Annotated in this window: 14 protein-coding genes and 1 other annotated feature; of the genes, 11 read left to right on the forward strand and 3 right to left on the reverse strand. The window is 52.5% G+C overall.

Features of this window, described 5'->3' with window-relative positions:
• Window positions 1-81: 81 nt before the first annotated feature.
• Complete coding sequence (locus tag ABD035_RS04145) at window positions 82-843, forward strand: DUF481 domain-containing protein (RefSeq protein ID WP_212712422.1); 762 nt, start codon at window positions 82-84, stop codon at window positions 841-843.
• Between the two features lie 330 nt (window positions 844-1,173).
• Here the strand turns inward: ABD035_RS04145 and ABD035_RS04150 are convergent, their stop codons facing one another.
• Entirely contained in the window at window positions 1,174-1,641 is a 468-nt protein-coding gene (locus ABD035_RS04150) for a NanQ anomerase/TabA/YiaL family protein (RefSeq protein ID WP_343867929.1), read from the reverse strand.
• A gap of 29 nt (window positions 1,642-1,670) precedes the next feature.
• The gene (locus tag ABD035_RS04155; protein ID WP_212712424.1) at window positions 1,671-2,174 is read right to left on the reverse strand and encodes a gluconokinase; all 504 of its coding nucleotides are present in this window, start codon (window positions 2,172-2,174) and stop codon (window positions 1,671-1,673) included.
• A gap of 416 nt (window positions 2,175-2,590) precedes the next feature.
• Between ABD035_RS04155 and ABD035_RS04160 the strand changes: the two genes are divergently transcribed.
• The 3 genes from ABD035_RS04160 to ABD035_RS04170 all read left to right on the forward strand — a co-directional run bounded on the left by ABD035_RS04160 (window position 2,591) and on the right by ABD035_RS04170 (window position 6,181).
• Window positions 2,591-3,583, forward strand: a complete 993-nt coding sequence (locus ABD035_RS04160) for a LacI family DNA-binding transcriptional regulator (RefSeq protein WP_343867933.1) — start codon at window positions 2,591-2,593, stop codon at window positions 3,581-3,583.
• A 208-nt stretch (window positions 3,584-3,791) separates the two neighbouring features.
• Window positions 3,792-4,742: a 2-hydroxyacid dehydrogenase gene (locus ABD035_RS04165; RefSeq protein ID WP_343867935.1), complete on the forward strand. Its 951-nt coding sequence runs from the start codon at window positions 3,792-3,794 to the stop codon at window positions 4,740-4,742.
• 101 nt (window positions 4,743-4,843) lie between these two features.
• Window positions 4,844-6,181, forward strand: a complete 1,338-nt coding sequence (locus ABD035_RS04170) for an MFS transporter (RefSeq protein WP_343867937.1) — start codon at window positions 4,844-4,846, stop codon at window positions 6,179-6,181.
• 1,366 nt (window positions 6,182-7,547) lie between these two features.
• On the opposite strand, the gene ABD035_RS04175 is transcribed toward ABD035_RS04170, so the two are convergent.
• Complete coding sequence (locus tag ABD035_RS04175) at window positions 7,548-7,775, reverse strand: hypothetical protein (protein WP_343867939.1); 228 nt, start codon at window positions 7,773-7,775, stop codon at window positions 7,548-7,550.
• Between the two features lie 611 nt (window positions 7,776-8,386).
• Here ABD035_RS04175 and thrS point away from each other — a divergent pair.
• The 7 genes from thrS to pheT all read left to right on the forward strand — a co-directional run bounded on the left by thrS (window position 8,387) and on the right by pheT (window position 15,251).
• Window positions 8,387-10,315, forward strand: a complete 1,929-nt coding sequence (gene thrS, locus ABD035_RS04180) for a threonine--tRNA ligase (protein ID WP_212712429.1) — start codon at window positions 8,387-8,389, stop codon at window positions 10,313-10,315.
• Between the two features lie 3 nt (window positions 10,316-10,318).
• Window positions 10,319-10,858, forward strand: a complete 540-nt coding sequence (gene infC / locus ABD035_RS04185) for a translation initiation factor IF-3 (RefSeq protein ID WP_212712638.1) — start codon at window positions 10,319-10,321, stop codon at window positions 10,856-10,858.
• A gap of 101 nt (window positions 10,859-10,959) precedes the next feature.
• Window positions 10,960-11,157 (forward strand): 50S ribosomal protein L35, encoded by a 198-nt coding sequence (gene rpmI, locus ABD035_RS04190; protein WP_004157374.1) that lies wholly within the window; start codon window positions 10,960-10,962, stop codon window positions 11,155-11,157.
• A 42-nt stretch (window positions 11,158-11,199) separates the two neighbouring features.
• The gene (rplT, locus tag ABD035_RS04195; RefSeq protein WP_025901912.1) at window positions 11,200-11,556 is read left to right on the forward strand and encodes a 50S ribosomal protein L20; all 357 of its coding nucleotides are present in this window, start codon (window positions 11,200-11,202) and stop codon (window positions 11,554-11,556) included.
• A 113-nt stretch (window positions 11,557-11,669) separates the two neighbouring features.
• Window positions 11,670-11,794: a sequence feature (Phe leader region), on the forward strand.
• On the forward strand, window positions 11,675-11,719 hold the full coding sequence (gene pheM, locus ABD035_RS04200) for a pheST operon leader peptide PheM (RefSeq protein WP_001386830.1): 45 nt from the start codon (window positions 11,675-11,677) through the stop codon (window positions 11,717-11,719). (Overlaps the previous feature by 45 nt.)
• 71 nt (window positions 11,795-11,865) lie before the next feature.
• On the forward strand, window positions 11,866-12,849 hold the full coding sequence (pheS, locus tag ABD035_RS04205; protein WP_212712430.1) for a phenylalanine--tRNA ligase subunit alpha: 984 nt from the start codon (window positions 11,866-11,868) through the stop codon (window positions 12,847-12,849).
• Window positions 12,850-12,863: 14 nt separating this feature from the next.
• The gene (gene pheT, locus ABD035_RS04210; RefSeq protein WP_343867942.1) at window positions 12,864-15,251 is read left to right on the forward strand and encodes a phenylalanine--tRNA ligase subunit beta; all 2,388 of its coding nucleotides are present in this window, start codon (window positions 12,864-12,866) and stop codon (window positions 15,249-15,251) included.
• Window positions 15,252-15,254: the final 3 nt, after the last annotated feature.

Genomic DNA, 15,254 nt, shown 5'->3' on the forward strand with positions numbered 1-15,254 from the left:
AACTCGGGTAAATGGCATTCAACGCTATTTAAAAGTTTTCAGACTTAGCTATTAACAACGTCGTCAGTACAGGTCTTTTCAATGAAAGCGTTCAATAAAATTTCAGCAGCACTGCTGCTTACCGCCGGTGTGTTCGCCCAGCAGGCATATGCTGATAACTCAGTATTTACCTCGATGGATGATCCTTCTACCGCAAAAAAGCCTTTTGAAGGTTCAGCTTCTGCAGGTTATCTGGCGCAGAGTGGTAACACCACCAGTTCTTCTCTGACAGCCCAGACCAACATGACCTGGTACCAGGAATCAATGGCATACAGCCTGTGGGGCAATGCGTCGAACACCTCATCCAACGATGAACGTTCTTCTGAAACCTATACCGTGGGTGGCCGTTCACGTTATAACCTGAACAGCAGCGACTATCTGTTCGGTCAGGCAAGCTGGTTAAGTGACCGTTTCAATGGTTACGACAGCCGCGATACGATGACTGCCGGTTACGGTCGTCAGATCCTTAACGGGCCGGTGCATTCACTGCGTGCTGAATTGGGTCCGGGTGTTCGTTATGATGATTATCATGATGGTGGTCACCAGACGAAAGCACTGGCTTACGGTGCACTGAGTTACCAGTGGCAGCTGACGGATACCACGAAGTTTATTCAGGGTGTGTCCGTACTGAGTACACTGGGGAATGATACGACTCTGAACTCCGAAACCGGTTTACAGGTAGCGATCAACTCTCACTTCTCTCTGAAACTGGCCTACGACCTGACCTGGAATAACAATCCGCCGTCATCTGCGCCGGATCGTACCGACAGTAAAACCTCTGTACTGCTGTCTTACTCCATGTAAGCCAACAGAAGAGACAAAAAGGCCCGCTAAGCGGGCTTTTTTTTGTCCTTTGACCCGTCCTGAATAGTGTTGACAGGTTCCTGATCTTATTCCGCAGTGCATGAGTATCGCAGAGAGCAAACGCACCCAACGCGATTATCCTCTATCCTTCAAAACCCTGTTGTTGAGCAGGTTGAAAAAGGCGAGATGACCGACAAAAAGGCTCAGCTGCGATAGGGGAGCCGTGGGTGTTCCACCGTTGTTGCCACCCGTCTGCGTCCTGCCCGAAATGGAAAGACGCGGGCCGTGTTGACCGGACCCGCTTATGTGTGCGTGCCCGGAACGGGAGGCTCAGAGCAGTGCGCAGTCAATTTTTGCCACAATCTTGCGCAGAGGGGCTGGGGTAGTACAGGTGCTCATCGGGCGGTGAAGTTCCTGCGGGAATATAATGGCCAGCTCACCGGGTTGCAGATGGATCAGTGTCTCCCCCGGTATGGCAGCACAGAACCCGAGGTCGTGTGCATCATTAAAGGGTTCACTGAGGTCGAGCGGCAGGCCGCGGACACCGGCGCCAATGACTTCATTACCTTCCAGCACAATATGAATATCCAGATACTGGCGATGAAATTCCGGTTTCTGGCTTTCCAGCGGCCGGGTTTCCCCCTCAGCAACATTGAAAAACATCTGTTTGCCCTGCACCTGATAGTGGCCTGCCGGCAGGCTATAGGGGTCACTTTCGATGATCGTTGCCAGCATTTGACGAATGGCGGCAGGATAGAAGGTATTTTCAGCCGCGGTGGCTAAGGCATCAATAATCATAATATTCATCCCGGTTGTGGGGCGGTGTATTACCGCAAACAGGTCATATACTGGCTGACAATATTGTCCACCGGCGGCACGATACTCACCGCCATGACGTCCGGCTCATCGTGACCCGGTATTTCCAGGTTAGAAAACTGGCTACGCAGCAGAGTCTCAGGCATAAAATGACCTCTGCGTTGACGCATACGGCTCATTACCTGCTCGAAATCCCCCTGTAACCATAAAAAACGCACATGCGGGCTGCCAGCGCGTAACTGATCCCGGTAAGACTTTTTAAGCGCGGAACAGACCAGCACACCGGTTTCGTTTTTCTGTTCCAGGCTGTAGATCACATCGGCCAGCCGGCACAGCCAGGGTTGCCTGTCGGCATCATCCAGCGCCTGACCGGCCGCCATTTTGTCGATGTTCCGTCGGGGGTGCAGATCATCCCCGTCAATAAATTTGGCGTTCAGGGCGTGCGAAAGCGCCTGGCCTACCGTAGATTTTCCGGTCCCGGATACGCCCATCACGATAATGCACTGGCCTGCCATAATCACTCCTCAGGTTATTCACGGGTTGCGGTTTATTACTCAGAGACGGCCCGCAGTCGCCTTTGGCGGCACGATGACCGCAATCGTCGGGTTTACGTCTGCCGGGGCAGAGCCTCTGACGTGACTGTCTTCAGGGCAGGTACATTATCCGGTGGCCCGGCCCGGGAGGCGGTATTGTCCGGCAGGCCACTGACATCGGTGCTGCCGGTCACAGGTTCTATCTCACGTTTTTCGTGGCGGTTAAACTGTGACGCTGATCACTAAAAATGATGTTACAAAACAACGTTACTGGCGCTGTGATCGATGGCATAAAATCAGCCCGACACCCTGCCATCGACGACCCGAAGCGAAGATGTTCATTTCGGTGTCGGGCTGGCATAATGGATTACCGATTCCGGTACTGACTGGCAGAAACAATGAAATTGCAGCGCATCACATTGAATGATATTGCGACCCTCGCGGGTGTAACAAAGATGACCGTCAGCCGGTATTTGCGTACCCCCGAAAAAGTCAAACCGGAAACCGCAGAGCGTATCGCCAGCGTTATTGAGGAAGTGGGCTATCAGCCTGACCCGGACAATGCGGCGATTAACAGTAATGCCATCGGGCGGATCGGGGTGCTGGTTCCGTCATTTCATAACCAGATTTTTGCAGACGTGCTGGCAGGGGTCGAAACCGCGGCTGCCGCCAGGGGTTACCAGACCCTGGTGGTCAATTACGATTACAACAGCCAGAAAGAAGAAGAACAGATAGCAACCGTACTGGCTTTTAATGTTAAAGCTCTGTTACTGACGGAGAGCGTGCACAGCGTGCGCGCAGAAAAGTATTTACGGTCGGCAAAAATCCCTGTGGCAGAAGTGATGGGGCTGACAGAAAACAGCGGACGGATTAATGTCGGCTTTGATAACCAGCGCGCCGGTCTGGACATGACACGTATGCTGCTGGCCAGCGGAAAAACCCGGATTATTTATTTCGGGTCGATGGCTGACCTCAGGGATGAACAACGTTATGCCGGTTACTGTCAGGCGATGGCGGAGGCCGGCCTGCCGCCCGGACGTATTACTCCGGGTAAGGTCTCTTCTGTGTCTATCGGCGCAGGCATGATGACCCTTGCACGCCAGATGTATCCTGAGATGGACGGCATTCTGTGCACCAATGATGATCTGGCGGTGGGTGTGCTACGCGAATGCATCGCCAGCGACATCCGTGTGCCGGAGCAACTGGCCATTGCCGGCTTCCACGGTCTGGAGATCGGCCAGGTGACAACCCCGAAACTCGCCAGTGTGCTGACGCTACGTTTTGAAATGGGCAAGGTTGCCACAGAGATTCTGATTAAAAAAATTCAGGGATTACCCACGATAGAACGGGTAGATTTACATTACCGGTTGTCGATGGGAGAAACCATCTGACCGGCGGCCTGACACCTTTCTTTTCCCTCCTGAACCTGTTGACCCCTGATCTCCCCCTGTTAAATAACCGTAAAATGCCTGCCAGATCACGCCAGAAGTAACACAAATTTTTAACATTATCTGGCGTGACGGAGATCGCAACATTCAGCAGCAAAAACCCGTTTGATACATAAGACACGCTACAGGCTTATCAGACAGGACCGTTGCTATGCATACAGATACTCAACCCTTTGTTCTGCTCATCGCGCCGGTGATGGACGTCTTACAGACTTCTCTGGACGCCAGCTACCGGGTATTCCGTCTTTACGAGCAAACCGATACCGCCGACTTTCTTCGCCGGCACGGGGAGGACGTTCAGGCTGTCGTTACCCGGGGGGACGTTGGCGTCAGCCGTGAGATCCTTGAACAGTTACCCCGTGCCGGCATGATCGCCGTGTTCGGCGTCGGAACCGATGCAATCGACCTCAATTATACCCGCGAACGCGGCATCCGTGTCGGGATCACGGCCGGAGTGCTGACCGATGACGTTGCTGACCTGGCGATGGGATTGCTGCTGGCTGCCAGCCGCCGCCTGCGTCAGGGAGATCAGTTCGTGCGGTCCGGTCAGTGGGAAAAGACCGCGCCGCCATTGGCGACCAAAGTCAGCAAAAAACGTCTCGGTATCCTGGGAATGGGCAACATTGGTCAGGCCATTGCCCGGCGGGCGAAAGGGTTTGATATGACCATTCTTTATCACAGCCGTCAGCGTAAGGACGCCCCCGGTTACCAGTGGTGTGAGGACCTGCACAGCCTGGCCAGTCAGAGCGACTTCCTGGTGATTGCCGCGTCGGGGAATCCCGAAAATACCGGCATCATTAATGCTGCCGTGCTGGAGGCGATGCCGCCACATGCCTGGCTTATCAATGTCGCGCGCGGCAGCCTGACAGATGAACCTGCATTGTTGCGGGCATTACAGGAAAAAGTGATTGGCGGGGCGGCACTGGATGTGTTCGGCCACGAACCACACGTGCCGGAGGCTTTCTTCGCTCTCGATAATGTATTGCTGCAACCCCATGTGGCCAGTGCCACGGTGGAAACCCGCCAGGCCATGAGCCAGTCGGTGGCGGACAATCTGGCAGCTTACTTCTCAGGCCGGGAGATCCCGGGATTAATTCAATAAAAAAAAGAGTACCGGTAGTACGAGGGAACATGCCTTTTTCATTGATGATCAGCCGCTACCCGCCAGTCTCCGGAGGTCGCTGATGTAACCAGGACATTATTATGAACGATAAAATACCAGGAACCCGCTGGGTGCGGGTTATCGCACCGATCCTCATCGCCTGTATTATGTCATTTATGGATCGGGTCAATATTAGTTTCGCCTTGCCTGGCGGAATGGAAAAAGATTTAGGGATCACCAGCCAGATGGCCGGTGTCGCCAGCGGAATATTTTTTATCGGTTATCTGTTTCTGCAAATACCCGGCGGCCGTATTGCCGTTTACGGCAGCGGTAAACGCTTTATTGCCTGGTCGCTGGCGGCCTGGGCCGTCGTCTCGGTGGCGACCGGATTTGTCACCCATGAATATCAGTTACTGGCGCTGCGTTTTTTTCTCGGTGTTGCCGAAGGGGGGATGTTGCCGGTTGTTCTCACCATGGTCAGTAACTGGTTTCCTGAAAAAGAACTGGGCCGCGCCAACGCATTTGTCATGATGTTTGCTCCGCTGGGAGGCATGCTGACCGCGCCGGTCTCGGGGGCGATTATTGCCGCGCTCGACTGGCGCTGGTTGTTTTTCATCGAAGGCCTGCTGTCGGTGGTGGTACTGGCCATCTGGTGGCTGGTGATCAGCGACCGTCCGGAGGAAGCCCGCTGGCTGCCGGAAAAAGAACGGGAATATCTGCTGACCGTGCTGGGACGTGAACGTAAAGCGCGTGAAGAACTGGCCCCGGTCACCAAAGCCCCGTTAAAAGCGGTATTACGTAATAAAGGGCTGATGCAACTGGTGGCATTAAACTTCTTTTACCAGACCGGGGATTATGGTTACACCCTGTGGCTACCCAGTATTCTGAAGAACCTGACCGGAGGAAATATGGCCAGTGTCGGGTTGCTGGCGGTGCTGCCGTTCTTAGCGACGCTGGCGGGAATTTATGTGATTTCTATGCTCAGCGATCGGACAGGTAAACGTCGGCTGTGGGTTCGGGTGTCACTTTTCAGCTTTGCTGCAGCGCTGGTGGCGTCCGTGATCCTGAGGGACCACGTGGTCGCGGCCTATATTGCGCTGGTTATTTGCGGTTTCTTCCTGAAAGCGGCGACCAGTCCTTTCTGGTCGATTCCCGGACGGATTTCGTCTCCGGAAGTGGCCGGGAGTGCACGTGGGGTAATCAACGGGCTCGGTAATCTGGGCGGGTTCTGCGGACCTTATCTGGTAGGGATAATGATTTACCTGTATGGACAGAACGTGGCGGTGTGCGCACTGGCAGTCTCGCTGTTACTGGCCGGAGCCATTACCTTCCTGTTGCCGAAAGAGTGTGATCTGTCTTCAGGAAAAAAGCCGGATAACCGGCCGGCGGAAAAATCAGGAAAAGCGCCGTTGCGTTCCGCCTCACTGAAAAGGGTCTGAATCGTTATCATGTCGTTGCCGGGGGCGTTGCAGAAATTGCCGTGCGCCCGGCGGGAGCCTTCTGTGCTGACAGTCTCCGTCCCGGGGGTAGCAGGAGAAGAGGGCGGTCATCCTTTATCCCGCAGGGTCTCCGCGGTAATAGAAAGTCAGTTCAACGCTGAATCTCCCCCTGCAGATACTGACCGGTATTTATCACCCTGTGATATCTGCCGCTTTCCGGCAGCGGTACGCGGAATCGGCTTTAGTAGCTTGTTAGCCGTCCCCTGTACCTGCGAATACTGACGGTGGATATGACTGTACGATATCTGCCGCTTTCCGGCTCAGGCCTGCTATCCGCAGCAATCGCTTGTTAGCCGCTCATCCGCTGAACTTGGGAATAATGCACGGCAGGTATCATCACGCGATATCTGCCGGTTCCAGGCCCCGGTCCGCTATCCGCAACAGTATTGTTGTTAACCGTCCATTCTCTGTGCCTGCGGATGTTAAACGGCGGGTATCACCCTGCGATATCTGCCGGTTACAGGCCCGGTCCGCTATCCGCAACAGTATTGTTGTTAACCGTCCATTCTCTGCGCCTGCGGATGTTAAACGGCGGGTATCACCCTGCGATATCTGCCGGTTACAGGCTCCGGTCCGCTTTCCGCAGCTATATTGTTGTTAACCGTCCATTCTCTGCGCCTGCGGAGGTTAAACGCTGGGTATCACCGTGCGATATCTGCAGCAGGTCTTTCTGACCCGGGGACTTAGGGCGGTGAAAAGCCCGGAGGCCGACCGGGCGTGACGTGAAGGTTCCGGTCACTCTGCACCGAAAATTCGACGGGTTCAGTCTGTATTACTGTTGTTGCTGTGGCTGACATCAGTCAGCGGTGTGACAGGCCTTTTATTTAGCCCTCACCACCGAAAGAAGCCTTTTTTGCGCTGAAGGCTGGAGCCATGTCGTGACGGGCGTATCCATGGCCGTTAAATTTTAAGTGACGGCGTCACTCATCGGGGCGTTAGCTCACCGGACGGTGCGAACGTAGCCACGTATTATCAGCAGACGAAAAAGGAACGTATGTTCCTGACGTTACGTCGGTAAAGCCGGTGCTAAGCATGATGATGCCGGAGAGGGGCGGGGATTCTGACAGAGCTTTTGCGGGATAACTCTTAAAGCGGAAAAGCGGGTGAATATTCTTTCTGTCCTGTGCGACAGGCAGAACTCAGTCTCGGGGATTACCCTCAGAGACGGGGCAACATTCAGAGGTAAATGGAAAGTTACTTCTGTAAAGCCGGTGCTAAGCGTGATAATGCCGGAGAGGGTCGGGATAATACCCGGACAGGGGGATAAAAACAGCCCCCGGCGATCCCGGAGGCTGCAGATACATCATTACTGATGGGCTTGCTGCTGTTTTTCAGCGGCTGCGCGTTGGGCAGATTTTTTAGCCATGTGATGGCCAACAAAACAACCGGCGACTGCACCGGCAACCGCGTGGTGATGAGCCATATGACCAGCAACACCCCCGGCAACGGCGCCTTTGATGCAACCTGCTGCCATCGCTGTCTGCGACAGCAGTAACGTACCGGCCAGTGCCAGTGCGGAAATACTTTTCTTCATGTGAATACTCTCCTGTTATTGCCCGATCAGCATAGCATTCCTCAGTAAAACCGCGATGGACTAATTTATTAATTTCAGCATGAAATTGTTTCAGAACAGTAACTTTGTAACGATTGACCGGCGGCTGACAGTCTTGCGGTGGGCTGACGAAGAGGCCCTGAGTGCGGCTGCGCCGTCAACGGACAGTGATCGGTAACGGCACAGCGCTCCCGGGCGGGCCGAAGCTGTATCTGATTCCTGCCCGTGAACCGGGACGGCCAGTCACCTCATCAGTGCATTCCTGTTGCGCCGCCATCGATCTGCGTTGCTCCAACGCCGTTATTCGGTGGGAGGCGGACGCGGTGCTGCGGTGATTTTGCCCCGGTGTTGAGGAAGCTACTGATAAAATCTCCTTGATGTTCATCCTATTCTTTCCGTCCCCCCCATTAACATGTAACATTGGGCAGGTAGCTTCAGCCGGAAGAGGGCAAAGGTTTCCCGATGTGTACCAATGTGTGTACCTTGCCGGATATTTTCCGGGTGACGTGTAACTTAAGATACTGAATTCAAATAAAAATCAATATTTGCATGTAGCCTTTCGTGTGGGTTACCACTGCAATTAAGGATATGAAATGCCTGTTATTACTCTTCCTGATGGAAGTCAGCGTTCTTTTGACCATGCGGTCAGTGTGATGGATATTGCTCAGGATATCGGCCCGGGGCTGGCGAAAGCCTGTATCGCGGGTCGTGTCAACGGTGAGCTGGTGGATGCGGTTGATCCTATTACCGAAGATTCTGATGTTTCAATCATTACCGCAAAAGATGAAGCCGGTCTTGAAATTCTTCGCCACTCCTGTGCTCACCTGTTGGGGCATGCTATCAAGCAACTGTGGCCGGATACCAAAATGGCTATCGGTCCGGTGATTGATAATGGTTTCTACTATGATGTGGATATGGATCATACCCTGACCCAGGAAGACATCGAGCGGCTCGAAAAGCGTATGCATGAGCTGGCTGAAACCAATTATAACGTCATTAAAAAGAACGTTAGCTGGCAGGAAGCGCGGGATACCTTCGAGTCACGTGGTGAAAGCTACAAGATGGCAATCCTGGATGAGAACATCAGCCATGATGACCGTCCCGGCCTGTACCATCATGAAGAATATATCGATATGTGCCGCGGTCCGCACGTACCGAATATGCGTTTCTGTCATCATTTCAAATTACAGAAGATTTCCGGTGCTTACTGGCGCGGCGACAGCAATAACAAAATGCTGCAGCGTATCTACGGTACGGCCTGGGCGGATAAAAAACAGCTGGCAGCCTACCTGAAACGTCTGGAAGAAGCCGCAAAGCGTGACCACCGCAAAATCGGTAAACAGCTTGACCTGTATCATATGCAGGAAGAAGCCCCGGGGATGGTGTTCTGGCATAATGACGGCTGGACTATTTTCCGCGAGCTGGAAGTCTTTGTCCGTACCAAGCTGAAAGAGTACCAGTACCAGGAAGTGAAAGGTCCGTTCATGATGGACCGGGTGTTATGGGAAAAAACAGGTCACTGGGAAAACTACAAAGAGGCGATGTTCACCACCTCTTCAGAGAACCGTGAATACTGCATTAAGCCCATGAACTGTCCGGGCCACGTGCAAATCTTCAATCAGGGACTAAAATCCTACCGTGACCTGCCATTACGTATGGCGGAATTTGGTAGCTGCCACCGTAACGAGCCATCAGGTGCGTTACACGGTCTGATGCGTGTCCGCGGGTTTACCCAGGATGATGCACATATTTTCTGTACCGAAGATCAGATTCTGGATGAAGTGAACAGCTGTATCCGGATGATCTACGATATGTACGGCACCTTCGGCTTTGAAAAAATCGTCGTTAAGCTGTCTACACGTCCGGAAAAACGTATCGGCAGCGACGAGTTGTGGGACCGTGCGGAGCAGAATCTGGCTGAAGCACTGAAAGAAAACGACATCGAATTCGAGTACCAGCCGGGTGAAGGGGCATTTTATGGCCCTAAAATTGAATTTACTTTGTATGATTGTCTGGATCGTGCGTGGCAGTGTGGTACAGTACAGCTCGATTTCTCATTACCGGGACGACTGGACGCTACCTATGTCGGCGAAAACAACGAACGCCAGACCCCGGTAATGATCCACCGTGCTATTCTTGGCTCAATGGAGCGCTTTATCGGTATTCTGACCGAAGAATATGCAGGTTTCTTCCCAAGCTGGCTGGCACCGTTACAGGTTGTCGTGATGAATATCACCGATAATCAGGCGGATTATGTCAACGAATTGACCCGGAAATTACAAAAAGCGGGTATTCGTGTAAAAGCAGACTTGAGAAACGAGAAGATTGGCTTTAAAATTCGTGAACACACATTACGTCGTGTCCCTTATATGCTTGTCTGCGGTGAAAAAGAAGTGGAGGCCGGTAAAGTTGCCGTGCGTACCCGCCGTGGTAAAGATTTAGGATCTATTGATGTCGACGTATTTATAGATAATCTGCAGCAGGAAATTCGCAGCAGAAATCTTAATCAATTGGAGGAGTAAGGTATTAAAGGCGGAAAAAGAGTACAACCAACACGTCCGAACCGTATCAATGGTGAAATCCGTGCAACAGAGGTACGTCTGACGGGTGTTGACGGTGAGCAGCTAGGCATTGTTAGCCTGCGCGAAGCTTTAGAAAAATCTGAAGAAGCAGGCGTGGATTTAGTTGAAATCAGCCCTAACGCCGAGCCGCCGGTTTGCCGAATTATGGATTACGGCAAATTCCTCTATGAAAAAAGCAAATCTTCTAAGGAACAGAAGAAAAAGCAAAAAATTGTCCAGGTTAAGGAAATTAAATTCCGTCCTGGTACAGATGAAGGCGACTATCAGGTCAAACTACGCAACCTGATTCGTTTTCTGGAAGAGGGCGATAAAGCCAAAATCACGCTGCGTTTCCGTGGTCGTGAGATGGCGCACCAGCAGATTGGTATGGAAGTGCTTAACCGCGTGAAAGAAGATCTGTCTGAACTGGCCGTTGTTGAATCCTTTCCATCAAGGATTGAAGGACGACAGATGATCATGGTGCTCGCACCTAAGAAGAAGTAGCAGGCCTTCAAGTAATACTGCCGCTCTGTCGTTTACGGCTGAGCGGTTTTATTCGCCTGCTGGTTCATTTTATTAACAATGCGAAGTGGATATTTTTTAAAATGCCAAAGATTAAAACTGTACGTGGAGCGGCCAAACGCTTCAAGAAGACCGCTTCTGGCGGCTTCAAGCGTAAACACGCTAACCTGCGTCATATTCTGACTAAAAAGTCTACTAAGCGTAAACGTCACCTGCGCCCTAAAGGCATGGTTTCTAAAGGCGATCTGGGTCTGGTTATTGCCTGCCTGCCGTACGCATAAGTTAACTTTTTTTTTCACAGAATATAAAACAGGAGAGCTAATATGGCTCGTGTAAAACGTGGTGTAATTGCCCGCGCTCGTCACAAAAAAATCTTAAAACAAGCTAAAGGCTACTACGGTGCACGTTCACGTGTTTACCGCGTTGCCTTCCAGGCTGTCATCAAAGCTGGCCAGTACGCCTACCGCGACCGTCGTCAACGTAAGCGTCAGTTCCGTCAGCTGTGGATTGCTCGTATCAACGCAGCAGCCCGTCAGAATGGCATGTCTTACAGCCGTTTCATTAATGGCCTGAAAAAAGCCTCTATTGAAATCGACCGTAAGATCCTGGCTGACATCGCCGTTTTCGATAAAGTAGCATTTACTGCTCTGGTCGAAAAAGCGAAATCAGTACTGGCATAAGTCAGTTAGAAAAGGGAGCTTGCTCCCTTTTTTATTTCCGGCAAAGAAAAGCTAACTCCCTGACTTTAATCTGTTATTATAGTAATCTGTTTTTCTCAGCCATTAAGGTAACGCAAGTATGAATGCTGCTATTTTCCGTTTCTTTTTTTACTTTAGCACCTGATCTCAGGGGCTTTTGCGCAGCAGAAAAGAAACGAAAAATCGCGCTAAAAGCCTCCCTGGTGGAGGCTTTTTTCTTTTTGGCGATAGAGCCCCGGGAGAGCCCCCGGAGTGAAACAAATACCAGACTAACCGGAAGAAGAGGAAAACATGTCCCAACTCGCAGAATTAGTTGCCCGCGCCCGGGCTGCTATAGACGAGGCGACGGATATCGCCACCCTGGATGCAGTTCGCGTCGAATATCTGGGTAAAAAAGGCCATCTGACTCTGCAGATGATGACATTGCGCGAATTACCGGCCGAAGAGCGTCCGGCGGCCGGTGCGGTGATCAATGAAGCTAAGCAGCAGGTTCAGGAACACTTAAACGAACGCAAACAGACGCTGGAGTCTGCTGCACTGAACGCACGACTGGCCGAAGAAACCATCGATGTTTCGCTGCCAGGGCGTCGTATCGAAAACGGTGGCCTGCACCCGGTCACCCGCACCATCAACCGGATTGAAAACTTCTTCGGTGAGCTGGGCTTCTGCGTGGCTAATGGTCCGGAAATTGAAGATGCGTACTATAACTTCGATGCGCTGAATATTCCGGGACACCATCCTGCCCGTGCCGACCACGATACCTTCTGGTTTGATGCCAAACGCTTACTGCGCACCCAGACCTCCGGGGTCCAGATCCGTACCATGGAAAACAGCGCACCGCCTATCCGCGTTATCGTGCCGGGACGTGTATATCGTAACGACTACGACCAGACACACACGCCGATGTTCCATCAGATGGAAGGCCTGATTGTCGATAAAGACATCAGCTTCACCAACCTGAAAGGAACGCTGCATGATTTCCTGAATAACTTCTTCGAAGAAGATCTGCAGGTACGTTTCCGTCCGTCTTACTTCCCGTTCACCGAGCCTTCCGCAGAAGTGGATGTCATGGGTAAAAACGGTAAATGGCTGGAAGTGCTGGGCTGCGGTATGGTGCACCCGAACGTCTTGCGTAATGTCGGCATTGACCCGGAAGTCTACTCCGGCTTCGCCTTCGGTATGGGGATGGAACGTCTGACGATGTTACGTTATGGCGTGACCGATCTTCGTGCATTTTTTGAAAATGATCTTCGTTTCCTGAAACAGTTTAAATAAGGGCAGGTTATCCAATGAAATTCAGTGAACTCTGGTTACGTGAATGGGTAAATCCGGCCCTGAACAGTGAAGAACTTTCCGGACAAATTACCATGGCCGGCCTGGAAGTGGACGATGTGACCGCAGTTGCCGGAGCATTCCATGGCGTAGTGGTCGGTGAAGTAGTCGAATGCGGGCAACACCCGAATGCCGATAAATTGCGTGTTACTAAAGTTAATGTCGGTGGTTCACGCCTGCTGGATATCGTCTGTGGCGCGCCAAACTGCCGTCAGGGGCTGAAAGTCGCGGTAGCGACCGTGGGCGCCGTGCTGCCAGGTGATTTTAAAATTAAAGCCGCAAAACTGCGCGGTGAGCCGTCAGAAGGGATGCTCTGTTCCTATTCGGAACTGGGTATTAATGTTGAATCTGACGGTATTATGGAATTACCGGCAGATGCGGTACCAGGCACTGACTTCCGTCAGTTCCTGAAACTGGATGACAACACCATTGAAATCAGCGTCACGCCAAACCGTGCTGACTGCCTGAGCATTATGGGCGTTGCCCGTGATGTTGCGGTGCTGAACGGTCTGCCACTGACTGAGCCGGAAGTTGCAGCGGTCACGCCTTCGACCGATAAAACCTTCCCGGTTGATGTTCAGGCAACCGATGCCTGTCCGCGCTATCTGGGCCGCGTGATCACCGGTATTGACGTCAGCGTGGAAAGTCCGCTGTGGATGAAAGAAAAATTACGCCGTTGCGGCATCCGTTCGGTGGATGCGGTAGTGGATATCACTAACTATGTCCTGATGGAACTGGGGCAGCCAATGCATGCCTTCGACCTCGACCGTCTGCAGGGCGGCATTGTGGTTCGTCAGGCCGTGGAAGGTGAAAAGCTGACGCTGCTGGACGGTAATGAAGTCACGCTGAGCGCAGAAACACTGGTGATTGCTGACCAGAAAAAAGCACTGGCGATGGCCGGGATCTTTGGCGGGGCAGACTCCGGGGTGAATGAAAACACCACCAACATCCTGTTCGAAAGCGCCTATTTTGACCCATTAGCGATCACCGGTCGTGCCCGTCGTTATGGTCTGCATACCGATGCCTCGCACCGTTACGAGCGCGGTGTTGATTCCACACTGCAGTACCGTGCCATCGAGCGTGCAACGGCGCTGTTGCTGGAAATCTGCGGAGGAGAAGCGGGTCCTGTGATTGACCGCAGCCACCAGGACACACTGCCGGTACCGGCGACCATTATCCTGCGTCGTGAAAAACTGGATCGCCTGATCGGCCATCACATTGCTGATGCGCAGGTGACCGATATCCTGCAACGTCTGGGCTGCCATGTGGTTACCGCGGAAGGACAGTGGACAGCCACGGCACCGGCCTGGCGTTTCGATATGGCTATCGAAGAAGACCTGGTCGAAGAAGTCGCACGTATTTACGGATATAACAATATCCCTGATGTCCCGGTCCGGGCTGACCTGGTGATGCCTCCGCACCGTGAAGCTCACCTGCCGCTGTCACGCGTGAAAGCGATGCTGGTGGATAAAGGTTACCAGGAAGCGATTACCTACAGCTTTGTGGATCCTAAGCTGCAGAACCTGGTTCACCCGGGCGAAGAAGCCTTGCTGCTGCCTAATCCGATTTCTGTCGATATGTCAGCGATGCGCCTGTCCCTGCTGACCGGTTTGCTGGGTGCGGTGGTCTATAACCAGAACCGCCAGCAGAGCCGTGTTCGTCTGTTCGAAAGCGGATTACGTTTTGTCCCGGACACCGGTGCTGAGCTGGGGATCCGTCAGGAACTGATGCTGGCGGGTGTGATCACCGGACCGCGTTTTGAAGAGCACTGGGATCAGGAACGTGCGACTGTCGATTATTTCGACCTGAAAGGTGATCTGGAGTCGGTTCTGGACCTGACCGGAAAAGCGGCATCGATTGAATTCCGCGCGACAGAGCATTCCGCACTGCATCCGGGTCAGAGTGCCGGCATTTATTTGCAGGACCAGTACATTGGTTTTATCGGCGTTGTTCACCCGGAACTGGAACGCAAACTTGACCTGAATGGCCGGACAGTGGTATTTGAATTGCTATGGGATAAGGTTGCAGACCGCTTGCTGCCTGCTGCTAAAGAGGTTTCACGCTTCCCGGCAAACCGTCGTGACATTGCTGTGGTGGTTGCCGAAAACGTCCCTTCAGCAGATATTATCGCAGAGTGTAAGAAAGTTGGCGTAAATCAGATAGTTGGCGTAAACTTATTTGACGTGTACCGCGGTAAGGGTGTGAGTGAGGGTTATAAGAGCCTTGCGATCAGCCTGATTTTGCAGGATACCAGCCGGACACTCGAAGAAGAGGAAATTGCCGCGACTGTAGCTAACTGTGTTGCGGCATTAAAAGAGCGATTCCAGGCAACCTTGAGGGATTGAACC

It is taken from the genome of Tatumella terrea, from assembly GCF_039523755.1.
Classification (GTDB): Bacteria; Pseudomonadota; Gammaproteobacteria; order Enterobacterales; family Enterobacteriaceae; genus Tatumella; species Tatumella terrea.

What these genes read in the sequence shown, in the direction of transcription:
- thrS (WP_212712429.1), top strand. Translation starts at nt 8,387, where the DNA reads ATGCCTGTTATTACTCTTCCTGATGGAAGTCAGCGTTCTTTTGACCAT.
- rpmI (WP_004157374.1), top strand. Translation starts at nt 10,960, where the DNA reads ATGCCAAAGATTAAAACTGTACGTGGAGCGGCCAAACGCTTCAAGAAG.
- pheS (WP_212712430.1), top strand. Translation starts at nt 11,866, where the DNA reads ATGTCCCAACTCGCAGAATTAGTTGCCCGCGCCCGGGCTGCTATAGAC.
- ABD035_RS04170 (WP_343867937.1), top strand. Translation starts at nt 4,844, where the DNA reads ATGAACGATAAAATACCAGGAACCCGCTGGGTGCGGGTTATCGCACCG.
- ABD035_RS04150 (WP_343867929.1), bottom strand. Translation starts at nt 1,641, where the DNA reads ATGATTATTGATGCCTTAGCCACCGCGGCTGAAAATACCTTCTATCCT.
- rplT (WP_025901912.1), top strand. Translation starts at nt 11,200, where the DNA reads ATGGCTCGTGTAAAACGTGGTGTAATTGCCCGCGCTCGTCACAAAAAA.
- ABD035_RS04160 (WP_343867933.1), top strand. Translation starts at nt 2,591, where the DNA reads ATGAAATTGCAGCGCATCACATTGAATGATATTGCGACCCTCGCGGGT.
- ABD035_RS04155 (WP_212712424.1), bottom strand. Translation starts at nt 2,174, where the DNA reads ATGGCAGGCCAGTGCATTATCGTGATGGGCGTATCCGGGACCGGAAAA.
- ABD035_RS04175 (WP_343867939.1), bottom strand. Translation starts at nt 7,775, where the DNA reads ATGAAGAAAAGTATTTCCGCACTGGCACTGGCCGGTACGTTACTGCTG.
- ABD035_RS04145 (WP_212712422.1), top strand. Translation starts at nt 82, where the DNA reads ATGAAAGCGTTCAATAAAATTTCAGCAGCACTGCTGCTTACCGCCGGT.
- pheT (WP_343867942.1), top strand. Translation starts at nt 12,864, where the DNA reads ATGAAATTCAGTGAACTCTGGTTACGTGAATGGGTAAATCCGGCCCTG.
- ABD035_RS04165 (WP_343867935.1), top strand. Translation starts at nt 3,792, where the DNA reads ATGCATACAGATACTCAACCCTTTGTTCTGCTCATCGCGCCGGTGATG.